The organism is Nonomuraea cavernae (genome assembly GCF_040655715.1).
GTDB lineage: Bacteria > Actinomycetota > Actinomycetes > Streptosporangiales > Streptosporangiaceae > Nonomuraea > Nonomuraea cavernae_A.
In genome coordinates this window covers 59652-74182 of record NZ_JBFAKL010000025.1, presented here as the reverse complement: position 1 = coordinate 74182, position 14531 = coordinate 59652, and the positions used below count along the sequence as shown (strand labels likewise).

The following is a 14531-nucleotide window of genomic DNA, read 5'->3' as shown; positions in this document are numbered from 1 at the left end:
TGTCCAGAGCCGGTGACGACCTCGGGGCGCGGGCCAGGTCCCGGGTGAGCCCCGTCGGCGCCGAGGGCCGTCACCGCGCTGGGCGCGTCACCGGCGGACCGCCGTCCACCGGTGACGCCGGGCTCAGGAGCCGCCCCCGATCAGCACCTCCTCCGTGCCGTTCCACTGGACGATCACACCGGTCAGCCGCATGTCCCGGTTCTCGAAGGCGAGCTTGCCCATCGCCCCCTCGAACCCTTCGGCCGCGACGACGTCCAGACCGCGCTGGATGTCGTCACGTGAGGCGCCTCCGGCCTGCTTGACGGCCCGGGCCAGCCACCAGGCCGAGTCGTAGCCCTCGGCCGCGTAGTTCAGCGGCCGCTCGTTGAACTTGGCCTGGTAGAGGTCGACGAACTTCTTGGTCGACTCACCCGGCTGGTCAGGGTGGAAGTCGGACGGCCACGTCATTCCGGCGCCGTCCTGACCGGCGGGCTTGAGGTTGCCGGCGCCGGCGGCGGTGTTGCCGAGCACGAGCCCATCGAATCCGGCCTGCCGCAGCTGCCGCATGGCCGTGGGATTCTGCCCTCCGACCAGCAGCAGCGCGATGGCGTCCGGCTTCTCCTTGACCACCTTGGAGATCGGCGCGGCGAAGTCCTGCGTGGTCATCTGCACGGCGGCGCTCGACACGACCGAGAACCCGAGCTGAGTGCCCATCTCGGGCAGCACCTTCTCGGCGACCTCCTTGAGGGTGGGCAGGGTCGTGTTGTAGACGACGCCGAGGGTCTTGACGTTCTTGGACTTGATGTGGTCCCCGATGACGCGGTAGTAGCTCGTCATCGGCGGGGTGGCCCGGAAGGTGTACTTGCCGATGACCACGCCCTCGCTGCCCGCCTGGCTGTAGATGATGGGCATCTTCCCGCGCTCGGCCAGGGGCGAGGTCGCCGCCGCCTGGTCGCTCGCCACCGGACCGAAGACGGCGGCATAGCTCTTGTCCTGGATCGCGGCCGTCATCTGGCTCGCCGCCGTCTGCGCCTTGCCCGCCGGATCCTTGGACTCAAGGACGATCTTGGTGTCCCCCAGGAACTTCTCGGCGTTGATCTGTTCGACCGCCAGCTCGATGCCCTTGATCGTGGACAGGCCGGTGAACGCCACCGGTCCGGTCCGATCCTTGATCGTCATGATCTTGATCTCCGCGGGCAGTCCGCCTTCGGTGCTCACCGCCGCTTCACCGCCGGAGCCACAGGCGGTGAGGGCGAGCAGGCCGGCCATGGCCAGCGTGACGGGGATGCCTCGCCCTAACGAGGCGAGCAGAATTCCACGCATCCGATCCTCCTGGAAATATGCATGGTAATCATGCCTATGATTACCATCGCTCACGCTAGAGGGAGCCGGGACGGCTTGTCCAGGGCTGACGGACTACGACTGGACGACTCCACGACCGGCGACCCATTCGGCCCCCTGCAGGAGCAGCTTCCGATAGCGCATCGCGTCGGGCAGGGCGTTGAACGCCACCACGGCGTGCAGCGCGCCCTGACCTCCCGTGATCGCCGCGAAGCGCTCCTCGCCGGGGCCGCCCGTGACGAAGACGACCTCGTCGCCGGGCAGGACGCGGCCGAAGATCTGAAGGCGGCCACCCGTCTGGTCGGACCAGACGTAAGGGAGCGAGTCGAACACCGTGGGCGTCCCGGTCACCGTGGCGGCCACCGCCATGGCCTGTTCTCCGGCGCTCGTCCAGTGCTCCAGCCGCAGGGCTCCCCCGTATCTCGTGGAGTGCCAGCGCGCGACGTCGCCGACCGCGTAGACGTCATCCGTTCCCGTGGCGCGCAGCGTGGCGTCGCAACCGACGCCGTCCGAGATGTCCAGACCGCTTCCGCGGAGCCAGCCGACGGCGGGGCTCGCGCCGACGCCCACCACGACCAGGTCCGCCGCCACGACGGACCCGTCGTCCAGGAGGAGTTCCTCCACCCGCGAGCTCCCACGCCATCGCGAGACGCTCCGGCCCATCCGCAGCGAGACGCCCATGGAGCCATGTCTCCCCGCCATCACGTCACCGAGCACCGGTCCCAGCCCCCGGGTCATGAGGGTGGGCGCCGGGTCGACGACGGTCACGTCCAGCCCGAGAGTCCTGGCGGCGCAGGCGACCTCCGCTCCGATGAAGCCGCCGCCGACGACCGCCACCCGGGGCCCGCCCGCGAGCGCGTCCCGGACCGCGACGGCGTCGTCGAGGGTGCGCAACGTGTGCACCCCGGGAGGCAGGTGCCGGTCCGGCACGGTCCGCGGCGTGGCGCCCGTGGCGGCGATCAGGACGTCGAACGGCAGGCGGCCGCCGTCCTCCAGGTGGACGGTCCGGCCGGCGCGGTCGACTCGCGTCGCGGGCGCGCCCAGGCGCAGCTCGACCTCCAGTTCCTTGGCCTGCTCGGCGGTGAGCAGGGCGACGGAGGAGTCGTCGATCGCGCCGAGCAGGAAGGCCTTCGACAGGGGAGGCCGATCGTAGGGCAGGTGAGGCTCGCTCCCCACCAGGGTGACGCGTCCGTCGAGTCCTTTGCGGCGCAGCGCCTGGACGGTGCGGACCCCCGCGAGGGACGCGCCGACGACGACCACGTCCACGCTCAGCCGGCCTTCGCGATGCCGAGCAGGCCGGCGAGAGTGCCGCCGAGGATCGCGGCCTCGTCCTCGGGGTCGAGACCGAGTGCCCGGATGGCCGCGATCTCCGCGGCGGGGTCGGCCATGGGCCAGTCGGAGCCGTACACCATGCGTCCGGCGCCGTGCGCGGCGATGATGCCCCTGAGCCGGTCGGGGTCCAGGTCGGCGAGGCGGGGCGGCCAGGAGGTCTCCAGGACGGCACGCGAACCGATGATCAGCTCCTCGGCCTCGTCCAGCCGGTGGTATCCGCCGTAGTGGCAGGCGATGAGCGTCAGATCGGGCACGGCGTCCAGCAGGGCACGCAGGTGGCGGGGCGCCCCCCGCTCGTTGGACGCCTCATCGCTGCCCGCGCCCGCGTGCGTGATGACGACGATCCCCGCCTCGGCCAGGCCCGCCAGCAGTTCGACCACGCGCGGATCGGCGAGCGACACCTCCTGGAAGAGCGGGTGCAGCTTCACTCCGCCGATGCCGTGGCGGCTCAGCGACGCCAGGTTCTCCTCGACGCTCAGGTCGGGGTGCACCGTGCCGAACGGGATGAACCTGGAGCGGTCGATGGACCCGATGAACTCGTTGGTGCGTTCGACGGTTCGGGCCACGGTCGCCACGCCCAGGCACATGGCCAGGTCGATCCCGGCGTTGTCCATCGTCCGGCGCAGGCCGTCGAGGGTGCCGTCGTGCACCGCGTCGAGACCGGCGGGGCGGTCGGCGAGCACCTTCGCCGCGATGTGGTCGGGCCACACGTGACAGTGCGCATCGATGATCATCAGGCGTCCTTTCGCAGGTACGGCTTGACCAGCTGCTTGGCGAGGGAGTCGAGCACGACCTCGGTGGCCCCCTCATAGACCCGCATCGGCCTGGCCTCGCGGTAAAGCCGCTCGATCACGCTGCCGCGGACCAGGCCGAACCTGCCCATGACCTGGACGCAGCGGTCGGCCACCCGGCCGGCGATCTCCGTCGCGCCGACCTTCGCCATGGAGGACAGGTGCAGGTTGGCCAGCGGGTCGCGGGCGGAGGCCGCCGCCGCGCGGTAGGTCAGTGAGCGTGCCATCTCGATCTCCACCCAGGACAGGGCCAGCGCGTTGGGGACCGGGCCGAGCCTGGCCAGGGGCACGCCGAACTGCTCCCGGCCGGTCGTGTGCCGCACCGCCTCGTCCAGCGCGGCCTGGGCGAGGCCGACCGCCGCGCCGGCCACGGAGACCCGGAACGTGGCGAGCGTGGCCAGCGCGATCGTGAACGCCTTGCCCGGCTCGCCGATCCGGTGATCGGCCGGCACCCGCACGTCGTCGAGCACCACGTCGCCGAGCACGTGCGGAGCGATGATCTGGTGCGGATGGTCGACGACGACGCCCGGGGCGTCGGCGGGGACGAGCACCATGGAGTAGCCGTCGCCCTCCCGGCCGAACACGCAGTAGAAGTCGGCGTCGCCGGCGTTGGTGATGAACGACTTGTGCCCGTTGAGCACGAGCTCACCGCCGTCGCGGACGATCGTCGTGCTGATCGACTTGAGGTCGGAGCCCGCCTGGGGTTCGGTGAGCGCCAGGGCGCCGATCGCCTCGCACTTCGCCATCTTGGGCAGCCACCGCGCGCGCAGCTGGTCGTCTCCGGCCGCCCACAGCGCGTAGCCGCCGATGCCCTGCATCGCGTAGAGCGAGTCCAGGTGCCCGCTCACGCCGGCGAGGGTCTCGCGCACCACGGTCACCGCCAGGGAGTCGACCTGGTCGAAACGGCCGCCGAACTCCCGCGCCACCACGGTCTCCACCAGGCCGCTGGCGGCCAGCGCCTTCCGCATCACGGGGTCGACGTGGTCGGCCTCGTCGGCGACCGCGGCCCGATCGGCCACCGAGTCGGCCAGCCGTCTCGCCTCGTCGCGCAAGGATCGGTACCGCGCCGGAAGCTCGAACAGGCCATGGTCTGCAGCGTTCATCGATCACTCACTCGATCAGCAGGGGCTATTTATGCTAACCATAGCGATAAATAGATTAGGCTGGAAGCCCGCACGCCCACGTCGGGCACCCCCCAGTCCCCCCGCAGAAGGAGCCGCGCCCATGGGACCCGAGACCCCCTCATTCGACCTCTCCGGCAAGGTCGCCCTGGTCACCGGAGGCAGCAGAGGGCTGGGCCGCGCCATGGTGGCCGGGTTCGCCGCCGCGGGAGCGGACGTCGTGATCGCCAGCCGCGACGGCGCGAGCTGCGCCGCGTACGCGCGGGAGATAACCGAGAGCACCGGCCGCCGCGCCCTGCCCTACGCCGTGCACGTCGGGCACTGGGACGAGCTGGACGGCCTCGTCGAGGCGGCGTACGAGGAGTTCGGCCACGTCGACGTCCTGGTGAACAACGCCGGCATGTCGCCCCGGTACGACGACGTCACCGAGGTCACCGAGACCCTGTTCGACAAGGTCATCGGGGTCAACCTCAAGGGGGCGTTCCGGCTGACGGCGCTCGTCGGCTCGCGGATGGCGAGCGGCGCCGGCGGCTCGATCATCAACATCAGCAGCGCCGCCTCCACCCGGCCGCGCGCCGACGTGCTGCCCTACGCGGCGGCCAAGGCCGGCCTCAACGCGCTCACCGCGGGCTTCGCGCACACCTTCGGGCCCCGCGTGCGATGCAACGCCATCATGGCCGGCACCTTCTTCACCGACGTCAGCAAGTCGTGGGACCGCGAGACGTTCGACGCCCGCGCGCAGCGGTTCGCCCTCAAGCGCGGCGGGGAGCCGAGCGAGATCGTCGGCGCCGCCCTCTACCTCGCCAGCGACGCGTCGAGCTACACGACGGGGGCGATCCTGCCGGTCGACGGCGGGCAGCCCTGACCGGTCAGCGGCCGCGTTCCGCCCGGAACGCGGCCACCGCGTCGTGATGTTCGCCGGTCCCGAACAACAGGGCCGTGGCCTCCACTGACTCGTTGAACCCGCCTCCCGTGTCGCGGTTGATGAACGCCTTGCCGACCTGGACGGCGAGCGGCGGATTGCCGGCGATCTCCGCGGCCAGCGCGACGGCCTCGTCGAGCAACGACTCGTCGGGGTGCACCTCCTGCACCAGCCCAGCGCTCCGGGCGCGGTCGGCGTCGATGGCGCGGCCGGTCAGCGCCAGATAGCGGGTCCAGTGCCTGCCCATCACCTGGGGCCCGCGGACGACGCCGTAGCCGGGCGTCAGCCCCACGGTGGGTTCCTTGAACGCGAACCGCGCGGAGCATCCGGCCAGCACGATGTCACACGCCAGGGCCAACTCCGTGCCCCCGCCGAAGGCGAGCCCGTTGACCGCGGCGACGACGGGCACGGCGCACCGCTCGACCGAGTGGAAGGCGTCGTAGACCAGCCGCAGGTGCGGCCGCACCTTGCTCACCTGGCCGTCGAGGTCGTGGAACATGTCGATGTCCCCGCCGGCGGAGAACGCCCGTCCGGCGCCGGTGAGCACCGCCGCGCGCACCCCGTCGCCGTGGCCCAGCCCCTCCATCAGCTCGCGCAGCTCGTGGAACCATGTCTGGTCCATGGCGTTCAGCTTCTCCGGCCGGGCCATGGTGATCAGGAGGACCCCGGCGGCGGGCTCGGTCAGGGTGAAGCGCAGCATCTCACGTGACATGTTCGGTGCCCTCCCGGTCCCAGGTGTCCGCGGTGACACCTTCGGCACGCAGCTTGTACTTCTCCACGCGCTGGCTCGGCGTCATCGGCAGCTCCGCCATGACCCGCACGTAACGTGGGACGGCGAAGCGGGTCAGCCGTCCCTCGCAGTACGCGGCCAGTTCCGCCGGATCGAACGGATCCGGCCCCACCGGCACGATCGCGACCACGACCTCCTCCTCGGACAGTTCGGAGGGCACCCCGTAGGCGGCGACCTGGGCGACCCCCGGGTGCTCGGCCACCACCCGCTCGATCTCCCACGACGAGACGTTCTCGCCGCGGCGGCGGATGGTGTCCTTGAGGCGGTCGAGGAACACCAGGTATCCGTCCTCGTCCAGCAGGCCGCGGTCGCCCGTGTGGAACCAGAGGTTGCGCCAGCTCGTGGCGGTGGCCTCCGGCATGGCGTGGTAGCCGTCGAACATCCATCCGGGTCGTTTCGGCCGGACGACGATCTCTCCCGGCGTGCTCGCCGGCAGGCGGCGGTCGTGCTCGTCGACGACGGAGACCTCGTAGTTGACCGAGGCGTTCCCCGCCGTTCCGATCCTGCGGTCCGACGGCGGCATGTCCGTGACGATCGCCACCTCGGTGCTGCCGTAGATCTCGGTGAGCCGCAGGCCGAAGCGCCGCTCGAAGCCGGCGAAGATCTCGGGCGGGCAGGGCGCGCCGAAGGCCAGCCGTACCGGGTTGTCGGCGTCGTCGGGGCGCGGGGGCCGCTTGTGCAGGATGCTCAGCATCGCGCCCTGGTAGTTGAACGCGGTGACGCCGTGACTCCGGCAGATGTCCCAGAACCGGCTCGCCGAGAACGTGCGGTCCATCACCAGGTCCGCGCCGGCCTCCATCGCCGCCATTACGCTGCAGTACCTCGCGTTGCTGTGAAACAGCGGGAACACGCTGTAGAGCCGGTCCCGTGAGGTGTAACCGAGCAGGTTCACGGTGTGCCGGGCCAGGTTGACGTTCGCCTGATGACTCAGCAGCACCCCCTTCGGCGGCCCGGTGGTGCCGGAGGTGTAGAGGATGACGGCGGTGTCGGACGGCTCGACGGCGGGCAGGGCCCCTGCCGGGTGCGCCGCGAGATCGGCCAGCCGGTGCCGCGCCGGTCCGCCCGTCGCGGGTACGGCCTCCCGCTCCGCGGCGTCCTCGTCGATCACCAGGTGCCTGATCGCCGGGATGCCCGCCGCGCACTCGCGCGCCAGCGGTTCGAGGTCGGCGTCACAGACCACCACCGAGGCGCCGGAGTGCTCCAGGTAGTAGCGCAGGAGGAAGGCGCCGCTGGAGACGTTGAGCGGCACCTCCACCAGGCCGGCCCGCGCCAGCCCGAACCACACCCGCACGGAGGCGATCCCGGCCCTCATCAGCAGGCACACGCGGTCACCGGGGCGCAGCCCGAGCGCCAGGAAGCCCGAGGCCAGGGCTGTGGCGCCGGCGTCGAGATCACGGTAGGCGGCCTGCTCACCGGCGATCAGCAGCGAGGCGTCCTGGCCCGCCCGGTCCGCCGCGCCGGTGAGCCAGTCTCCGATGGTCAGCGCCGCAGATCCGCGCAGCTCTCTCACGACCGGTCCTCTCAGCTTGACCCGCGGCCGGCGCCGGCTCAGTCGCGGTAGGTCGTCCAGGTGGGCAGGGACTCGGGGTAGTCGGCTCGTCCGGGCGCCGCTCCGGGCCAGCGCATCCGGTCGGACGCGGTCAGGCCCCTGCTCATCTCCTCCATCGGCACGGCGTACATGAAGGTGATCGACCGGTGCGCGAACAACCAGCGGTCGCCGGCGCACCGGTAGGCGTCGTCGTAGCGGTAGGCCGCCATGACGGCGGTCTTCCTGGTCACGAGCTCCGCGTGCCCGGCGGCCCAGCCCACGGCCGTCCGGCCGGGAGCGAGCTCGACGACGTGGGCGTCGAGCGTGTGCAGGGTCAGCCGGTAGAGGCCCATCGCCTCCGCGTAGGCCGCCCGGACCGCCGCGTGCCCGGCCGCGCTCACGCCGCGACGTTCGAAGACGCCGTCCTCGGTGTACATGCCGACCACCGCGTCGATGTCGTGATCGTCCACCGCGCGGGTGTAGAGCAGCGCCAGGTCCCGGATCGCCTCCCGGTCCCGCAGGTCGCGCAGCTCGGCCTGCCACGCGTCCGGGCCGGCTTCCGGGGGATGACGGACGCTCGTCCGGGCGTCGATCAGGCGGGAGAGGTTCACGGTCACGCGTGGTCTTTGGCCCGCCACGGTCAGCCGCCCTTCGGCACGTCGAAGCGGGGAGCGGGCAGCGACTCCAGGACGGCCCGCAGCTTCTCCGGGACCGGGGCCTTCTTCCAGTCCAGGTCGCGGCAGGCGTACGTCATCTGCCCCCGGGTCACCAGCTCGTCGTCCCGGGTGAACTCGTAGCCGATCACGTACGAGCTGGCGCCGATCCGGTCGAGGACGACCTGGCAGGTCAGCTCGTCGAACACCTTGACCGCCTGGACATAGGTGGCTCCGGAGCTGATGCCCACGGTGAGGATCCCCAGGTGCTCCTGCATCTCGCCGCTCCTGATGCCCTGCGAGTACAGCCACGTGGTGTAGGCGCGCTCCATCCAGCGGTAGTAGATGCCGAAGTAGGCGATGCCCACGACGTCGCAGTCGCCGTAGGCGAGCTGGAAGGTGAGCCGGTCGGGCCGCTGTGTCAACGTGTCTCCTCGGTAGCGGGTGCCAGAGCGACGGTCGCCGTCCCCTTCAGGACCGGTTCGCCGCCGACGACGGTGAGGAAGACCTCGCAGTCGGCCAGCCGGTCGCCGTTCTCCTCCCGGACCGCGGTCACGACGCCGCCGGCGCGCAGCTGGTCACCCGCGAACACGTTGCCGAGGAAACGGACGCGGAGCCGGCGCAGCCGGTCGTGCCCGCCGCTCCAGGCCGCCAGCATGTTCATGACGTAGCCCATGTTGAGCGGCCCCTGGTTGACGGGCCGGTCACCCATGCCCAGCGCGCGGACCGCCTCCGCGTCGAAGTGGATCGGGTTGGGGTCGGCGAGCAGCGCCGCCGTCGTCTTCATCTTCTCGGCGCTGACCGAGGGCACGTGCCACTCGGGTAGTTCGGCGCCCACCGCGACGTCCATCAGCTCCTCCGGGGAAAGACGATCGAGTTCCAGCAGGTGGCGACGTGCGCGCCGTCGGCCTCGTCGTACAGCTCCAGCTGGTAGCCGACCACGTCGAACGGCCCGGCGGAGCGTCCTACCTTGCGCTCCGCCGAGGTGATCTCGCCGCTGACCTGGTAGACGCCGCCCACTCTCAGCGGGCGGTGCACCGTGGTCTCGTGCTCGCCGAACATCGGCCCGTCGCTCGCCCGGGCGCCGAACCAGCCGAACAGGTCGTCCCAGGTCAGGCCGGTGGCGCCGGTCGCGGCGAGCCAGACGAAGAGGGGGTGTGCCACCTCGCCGCCCGGCTCGTCGAGGACCACGTCCGCGACCAGCCAGGCGCGCCACGGCTCCACGGTGAACGTCCCGCCGGGGAACCGCCGCCCGATCTGCGCCTTCACCTGCTCCGGCGACGGTGTCCCGAGGCTGCTGTCAGACATTTCTTTCCTGGTCCGCCCAGTACGGAGCACGCAGATCGCGCTTGAGGATCTTGCCCGTGGGCGCCTTGGGGAGCTCGGAGACGAAGTCCACCGAACGCGGCTTCTGGTATCCGGCCAGGTGTGCGCGCGCCTCCTCGATGATGTCGTGCTCGGTCGCCTGCTGACCGGGCTTGAGCACCACCACCGCCTTCACCGACTCGCCCCACTCCTCGTCCGGCACCCCGATGACGGCGCATTCGAGCACGGCCGGGTGACGGGCGATGGCCTCTTCCACCTGCACACTGAAGATGTTCTCACCACCGGAGATGATCATGTCCTTGGCCCGGTCGACGATGAAGACGTAGCGGTCCTCGTCCCAGGTGGCGATGTCGCCCGTCCACATCCAGCCGTCCCGCAGCGTCTGGGCGGTCAGCTGGGGCTGGTTCCAGTAACCGACCATGTTCGCCTCGGACCGGACGATGATCTGGCCCGGCGTCCTGCCGTCACGGGGCACCTCGTTGCCGAGCGGGTCCACCACGCGCACGGTGGTCACGAAACCCTCGCGTCCGCAGGACCGCAGCCGCTCCTCGTGGACGCCCGCGACGGCGGCGGCGTGGTCCTCCTGCGACAGGAAGCACATCGTCGTGCCCTCGGTCTGGCCGTAGCCCTGGATGAGGGTGCACGGGAACGAGTTCAGCGCCTGGCGCACGATGCTGGACGGCATGGGGCCGCCGCCGTACTGGATGTTGCGCAGGCTGGAGATGTCGTAGCCGCTGAAGCCCGGGACCGCCATCATCCAGTTGAGCATCGTGGTGATGCCGAGGAAGGCCGAGACGCGCTCCGCCTCGATGATCTCCAGGGCCTGCTTGGCCTCGAAGTTCACCAGGACCAGCGGGCAGCCGTGCTTCATGTAGTTCATCGCCAGGACGATGGGGATGTGGTACATCTGCCCGGTCAGCATGTAGACGTCCGAGGGAACGATCCGCTCGGCGACGGTCTGGTTGAGCATGCCGGCCGCGGCGCTGCGATGCGTGTGCAGCGCTCCCTTGGACTTGCCCGTCGTCCCACCCGTGTAGAGGATGAAGAACGGGTCGTCGTCGGCGATCTTGGAGGCCCACTCCGGCTCGTCGTCCGACGCCGAGCCGATCAGCCGGTCGAGGCTGCCGTCGCCGTCGTCGCCGAACTCCAGCCAGTGCGGCACGTCGACCTGCCGCTGCAGCTCACCGATCACGTCCGACCACTCCGAAGCGCTGATCACGACCTGGGGGGTCGCGTCCCGCACGATGGCCGCGAGCTCGGAGGCGGCCAGCCGCCAGTTGAGCGGCTGGGTCACCAGCCCGGCACGGCCGGCGGCGTAGTAGAGCGCCTGATATTCGGCGCAGTTGCGTGACAACATCGCGACCCGGTCCCCCGGCCGCAGGCCGAGGCCGCGGAGCCCGTTGGCCAGCCTGCGCACCAAGGCGTCGAATTCGCGCCAGGAGAGCCGGCGGTCGTTGGGCGCGTCGTAGACCGCCTGCCTGTCGGGGGTCAGCGCGGCCCACTTCGCGGGGATGAGTCCCTGATTCATGTCGCTACCTGTCCTGGTCTGTCAGTACGGAAGGTCGAGGGCGATGTGCCGCTTGCTCAGGCGCCACGTGCCGTCCTGGCGGACCAGTTCGTCCTCGTAACGCCCCGTGGAGAGCACCTTGAGGGTGTCGTCCTGGATCGCGATGAGGGTGAGGTACGAGACGGCCTGGGCCGAGTCCTCGTCGCCGCCGCGCACGATCAGGTTGGTGCCCAGGTGACGGCGCTGGTCGTTCTGCGAGGCGAGCGAGTCCGCCATCAGCTTCACGATGGCCGCGCGTCCCTCGAAGGGGCCGATCAGGGAGCCGCCCTGGATGCTCATGGTGAGGACCGCGTCCTCGGCGAAGCAGTCGGCCATGTCGGCCATGTCGTTCTCGTCGTACGCCAGCGAGTACCGGTTGAGGACGTTCTCGATCGCTCCACGATCTGGCATGGGGGTCTCCGTTCGGATGAGAGCACGCGCGACCTCACAACAAGGCCGATCCCTTGGTGCATCTCTTGCGCATCATAGGCATGAATAGCGGCACCGTCTATGGCCCGATCCCGGGATGGTCCGGCCCGTCCTCCCGGCCGCCCGCGATGTCGTCGGCGACGTCCGCCGTCGCCCCGTCGCGGGACGGGGGCGGCTTGAGGGTTCATCGAAGCTGACGCCCATATCCGCTGATCCGAAGAGAGATGGTCGGAATGTCAGCACTCTGCGATAATCTTGAGCTTTCTGCTCAGCCAGCAGCCACGGCGACCGACGACAGGTGAGCGCTTGACCAGCATCGACCGGCTCGACGCGGAGCTCCTGATCGCGCTGTCCGACGACCCCCGCGCCGGCACCAGCGAGCTCGCGGCCAAACTCGGGGTCGCCCGCAACACCGTCCAGGCCCGCTACCAGCGGCTCGCCGAGTCGGGGATCCTCGCGGGCTTCAGCGCCCGCGTCGATCTCGAACGCCTCGGCCTGCCGGTGACCGCGTTCCTGCACCTGCAGCTCGCGCAGGGCGCCCTGCAGGAGGTCACCGACGGGCTCGGCCGGCTCAGCCACGTGCTGGAGGTCTGCACCACCACCGGCACCAGCGACGTGATGGCCCGGGTCGCCTGCCGCAGCCACGCCGAGCTCCAGTCGCTGATCCAGGAGGTCCTGACCATCCGCGGCGTCGTCCGCTCGACCACCGAGATCGCCCTGACGACCCCGGTGCAGTATCGCCTCGGCCCGCTGCTGGAGACGCTGACCAGCGAACAGGGCCGCGGCCGCAGCGGCGGCCGGCGCCGCTGACGTCACCGGCGGGCACGCCGCGAGCCGATCCACCGGCCGCCGGCGTCACCGGCGAGCCGGCCACGCGCCCATCCCCCGGCCGCCGGTTTCGACGGACGACCCGCCGCGAGCCGGGCTACCGCCGGTCGGTCTCCTCACCCGCGTGGTAGGCGAAGGACCTGCGCACGATCTCGTCGGCGGACGCCAGCTCGGGCGTCGCCGGGTCCGCGAGTTCGCGCGGCTCTCCGGCCGGCGACCGCGCGGCACCGCGCTCGGCGGATTCGACGGATTCGGCGTGTTGGGCGGATTCGGCGTGTTCGGCGGGACGCGCGCTGCGGTCGAAGAAGCGCAGCAGCTCCACCGGCAACGGCATGACCAGCGTGGACGACTTCTCCGCCGCGACCTCCACCACGGTCTGCAGGAGCCGCAGCTGGAGCGCGCCCGGCGTCTCGGACATGATCGCCGAGGCGTCGGCCAGCTTCCGGGACGCCTGGAACTCACCTTCGGCGGTGATCACGCGGGCCCGCCGTTCCCGTTCCGCCTCGGCCTGCCTGGCCACCGAGCGCTTCATGGACTCCGGCAGATGGACGTCCTTGATCTCCACCCGGTCGATGTGGATGCCCCAGCCGAGCGCCGGGCTGTCGATCATCAGCGCCAGGCCCCTGTTCAGCTCCTCGCGGTTGGACAGCAGGTCGTCCAGCTCGCTCTTGCCGATGATCGACCGGAGCGACGTCTGCGCCACCTGCTCCACGGCGAACAGGTAGTTCTGCACCTGGACGGCCGCGCGCAGCGGATCCTGCACGCGGAAGTAGGCGACGGCGTCGACCTGGACCGAGACGTTGTCACGGGTGATGCCCTCCTGCACGGGCACCGGCATCGTGACGATCTGTACGTTCACCTTCTTCATCCGGTCCACGACCGGAATGATCAGGTTGAGACCTGGCTGACGGATCTTCCGCTGGGCCTGCCCGAGGCGGAAGACCACGCCGCGCTCGACCTGGTTGACGATTCGAATGCCGCTGAGCGCCGTCCAGATGATGAGGAGGGCGATCAGCCCGAGCACGATATTGATGATCATCGGCCTATCCCTTCCACTCCAAGGCTAGGTCCGAGCCGGGTCAGGCGATCCTCACGACCTGGTCAAGAAGGCGATATCAGCCGGCGTCGGCCCAGCCGCCGCCGAAACCCCGCGCTGGGCGCTACGCGTCGCGCACCCGTAGCAGCAGCCCGCCGCCCAGCAGCGCCGCGACGGCCCAGGCGGCCGGCACGCCCAAGCCCGCCCAGGGGCTGAGGGGCATGCCGGCGAGGTCGGTGGTGGCCTGGATGGCGAGCCCGGCGTTCATCGGGGAGATCTGCCACACGATCCGCTGCCAGTCCTCGTCGGCGATCACCAGGAGGAGGGCGGGGAAGAGGTAGAGCAGGCCGAGCACGACCCCGATTGCGGTCGCGGAGTCCCGTACGGCGGTGGCGACCCCCAGGCTGAACAGCGCGATCAGCACCAGGTAGAGGACCGAGCCGACGGCGGCGCGCAGCATGGGGCCGCTGGTGAGGACGAGCGTCTCGGGGGCGAAGCCGTTGTCGAGCAGGACGCCCCGCGCGGCAAGCGCGGAGACGAGCACGGCGACGCTCCCGGCGGTCAGGGTCAGCCCGGCCAGGAGGATCGCCTTGGCGGCCAGCACACCGATCCGATGCGGCAGGGCCGTCAGGGTGACGCGGATCATGCCGGTGCCGTATTCACCGGTGATCGCCAGGACGGCCAGGACGGCGACGGCCGCCTGGCTCACCTGGACCCCGAAGAGGCTGATCTTGGCGGGATCGTAGCCGCAGCCGTCCGAGGCACAGGACACGACGGCGGCGGCCGCGACGCTCACGGCGACGGTCAGCACCACGATCGTGAGCAGCAGCCGGCCGGTGCCCGCCAGGGTGCGGAGTTTCGTCCACTCCGCATGCAGGTGCCTTCTCATACGCTCCTCCAGCGGCGCCG

General features: G+C 70.7%; 16 protein-coding genes. 2 read left to right on the top strand and 14 right to left on the bottom strand.

The features are described 5' to 3' along the window. Positions 1–123: 123 nt before the first annotated feature. The 4 genes from AB0I38_RS30400 to AB0I38_RS30385 all read right to left on the bottom strand — a co-directional run bounded on the left by AB0I38_RS30400 (position 124) and on the right by AB0I38_RS30385 (position 4546). Positions 124–1302, bottom strand: a complete 1179-nt coding sequence (locus AB0I38_RS30400) for an ABC transporter substrate-binding protein (protein ID WP_358486021.1) — start codon at positions 1300–1302, stop codon at positions 124–126. 93 nt (positions 1303–1395) lie between these two features. Beyond that, positions 1396–2586, bottom strand: coding sequence for an NAD(P)/FAD-dependent oxidoreductase (locus AB0I38_RS30395; protein ID WP_358486016.1), 1191 nt, complete (start codon positions 2584–2586; stop codon positions 1396–1398). Between the two features lie 2 nt (positions 2587–2588). Then, positions 2589–3386 (bottom strand): amidohydrolase family protein, encoded by a 798-nt coding sequence (locus AB0I38_RS30390; protein ID WP_358486007.1) that lies wholly within the window; start codon positions 3384–3386, stop codon positions 2589–2591. Next, positions 3386–4546, bottom strand: a complete 1161-nt coding sequence (locus tag AB0I38_RS30385; protein ID WP_358485997.1) for an acyl-CoA dehydrogenase family protein — start codon at positions 4544–4546, stop codon at positions 3386–3388. The genes AB0I38_RS30390 and AB0I38_RS30385 overlap by 1 nt, the downstream gene beginning before the upstream one ends. A 121-nt stretch (positions 4547–4667) precedes the next feature. Here AB0I38_RS30385 and AB0I38_RS30380 point away from each other — a divergent pair, with 121 nt between their 5' ends. Continuing rightward, complete coding sequence (locus AB0I38_RS30380) at positions 4668–5429, top strand: SDR family NAD(P)-dependent oxidoreductase (protein ID WP_358485988.1); 762 nt, start codon at positions 4668–4670, stop codon at positions 5427–5429. A gap of 4 nt (positions 5430–5433) precedes the next feature. Here the strand turns inward: AB0I38_RS30380 and AB0I38_RS30375 are convergent, their stop codons facing one another. From AB0I38_RS30375 to AB0I38_RS30340, 8 genes are read right to left on the bottom strand one after another with little or no spacing between them, the layout of a single operon-like run. Further along, positions 5434–6198 (bottom strand): enoyl-CoA hydratase/isomerase family protein, encoded by a 765-nt coding sequence (locus AB0I38_RS30375; RefSeq protein ID WP_358485980.1) that lies wholly within the window; start codon positions 6196–6198, stop codon positions 5434–5436. Further along, positions 6188–7786, bottom strand: a complete 1599-nt coding sequence (locus AB0I38_RS30370; protein ID WP_358485971.1) for an AMP-binding protein — start codon at positions 7784–7786, stop codon at positions 6188–6190. The genes AB0I38_RS30375 and AB0I38_RS30370 overlap by 11 nt, the downstream gene beginning before the upstream one ends. A gap of 38 nt (positions 7787–7824) precedes the next feature. Beyond that, positions 7825–8421 carry a nuclear transport factor 2 family protein gene (locus AB0I38_RS30365; protein ID WP_358485965.1) on the bottom strand — a complete coding sequence of 199 codons (597 nt, stop codon included), beginning with the start codon at positions 8419–8421 and terminating at the stop codon, positions 7825–7827. A 23-nt stretch (positions 8422–8444) separates the two neighbouring features. Beyond that, positions 8445–8882 (bottom strand): acyl-CoA thioesterase, encoded by a 438-nt coding sequence (locus AB0I38_RS30360; protein WP_358485961.1) that lies wholly within the window; start codon positions 8880–8882, stop codon positions 8445–8447. Then, positions 8879–9307: a MaoC family dehydratase gene (locus tag AB0I38_RS30355; protein ID WP_358485958.1), complete on the bottom strand. Its 429-nt coding sequence runs from the start codon at positions 9305–9307 to the stop codon at positions 8879–8881. Before AB0I38_RS30355 ends, AB0I38_RS30360 begins: the two co-directional genes overlap by 4 nt. Further along, on the bottom strand, positions 9307–9765 hold the full coding sequence (locus AB0I38_RS30350; protein WP_358485953.1) for a hypothetical protein: 459 nt from the start codon (positions 9763–9765) through the stop codon (positions 9307–9309). The genes AB0I38_RS30355 and AB0I38_RS30350 overlap by 1 nt, the downstream gene beginning before the upstream one ends. Then, the gene (locus tag AB0I38_RS30345; protein WP_358485948.1) at positions 9758–11311 is read right to left on the bottom strand and encodes an AMP-binding protein; all 1554 of its coding nucleotides are present in this window, start codon (positions 11309–11311) and stop codon (positions 9758–9760) included. The genes AB0I38_RS30350 and AB0I38_RS30345 overlap by 8 nt, the downstream gene beginning before the upstream one ends. A 21-nt stretch (positions 11312–11332) precedes the next feature. Further along, positions 11333–11740 (bottom strand): nuclear transport factor 2 family protein, encoded by a 408-nt coding sequence (locus tag AB0I38_RS30340; protein WP_358485938.1) that lies wholly within the window; start codon positions 11738–11740, stop codon positions 11333–11335. A 324-nt stretch (positions 11741–12064) separates the two neighbouring features. On the opposite strand from AB0I38_RS30340, the gene AB0I38_RS30335 reads away from it, so the two are divergent. Continuing rightward, positions 12065–12568, top strand: a complete 504-nt coding sequence (locus AB0I38_RS30335) for an Lrp/AsnC family transcriptional regulator (protein ID WP_358485931.1) — start codon at positions 12065–12067, stop codon at positions 12566–12568. Between the two features lie 115 nt (positions 12569–12683). Here the strand turns inward: AB0I38_RS30335 and AB0I38_RS30330 are convergent, their stop codons facing one another. Then, positions 12684–13625, bottom strand: coding sequence for an SPFH domain-containing protein (locus tag AB0I38_RS30330; RefSeq protein WP_358485919.1), 942 nt, complete (start codon positions 13623–13625; stop codon positions 12684–12686). A 121-nt stretch (positions 13626–13746) separates the two neighbouring features. Next, positions 13747–14511, bottom strand: a complete 765-nt coding sequence (locus tag AB0I38_RS30325; protein ID WP_358485912.1) for an ABC transporter permease — start codon at positions 14509–14511, stop codon at positions 13747–13749. Positions 14512–14531 lie beyond the last annotated feature (20 nt).

Excerpts from the sequence above, each read along its gene's own strand:
- AB0I38_RS30400 (WP_358486021.1), bottom strand. The coding sequence starts at position 1,302 with ATGCGTGGAATTCTGCTCGCCTCGTTAGGGCGAGGCATCCCCGTCACG.
- AB0I38_RS30390 (WP_358486007.1), bottom strand. The coding sequence starts at position 3,386 with ATGATCATCGATGCGCACTGTCACGTGTGGCCCGACCACATCGCGGCG.
- AB0I38_RS30385 (WP_358485997.1), bottom strand. The coding sequence starts at position 4,546 with ATGAACGCTGCAGACCATGGCCTGTTCGAGCTTCCGGCGCGGTACCGA.
- AB0I38_RS30380 (WP_358485988.1), top strand. The coding sequence starts at position 4,668 with ATGGGACCCGAGACCCCCTCATTCGACCTCTCCGGCAAGGTCGCCCTG.
- AB0I38_RS30375 (WP_358485980.1), bottom strand. The coding sequence starts at position 6,198 with ATGTCACGTGAGATGCTGCGCTTCACCCTGACCGAGCCCGCCGCCGGG.
- AB0I38_RS30355 (WP_358485958.1), bottom strand. The coding sequence starts at position 9,307 with ATGGACGTCGCGGTGGGCGCCGAACTACCCGAGTGGCACGTGCCCTCG.
- AB0I38_RS30350 (WP_358485953.1), bottom strand. The coding sequence starts at position 9,765 with ATGTCTGACAGCAGCCTCGGGACACCGTCGCCGGAGCAGGTGAAGGCG.
- AB0I38_RS30345 (WP_358485948.1), bottom strand. The coding sequence starts at position 11,311 with ATGAATCAGGGACTCATCCCCGCGAAGTGGGCCGCGCTGACCCCCGAC.
- AB0I38_RS30340 (WP_358485938.1), bottom strand. The coding sequence starts at position 11,740 with ATGCCAGATCGTGGAGCGATCGAGAACGTCCTCAACCGGTACTCGCTG.
- AB0I38_RS30330 (WP_358485919.1), bottom strand. The coding sequence starts at position 13,625 with ATGATCATCAATATCGTGCTCGGGCTGATCGCCCTCCTCATCATCTGG.
- AB0I38_RS30325 (WP_358485912.1), bottom strand. The coding sequence starts at position 14,511 with ATGAGAAGGCACCTGCATGCGGAGTGGACGAAACTCCGCACCCTGGCG.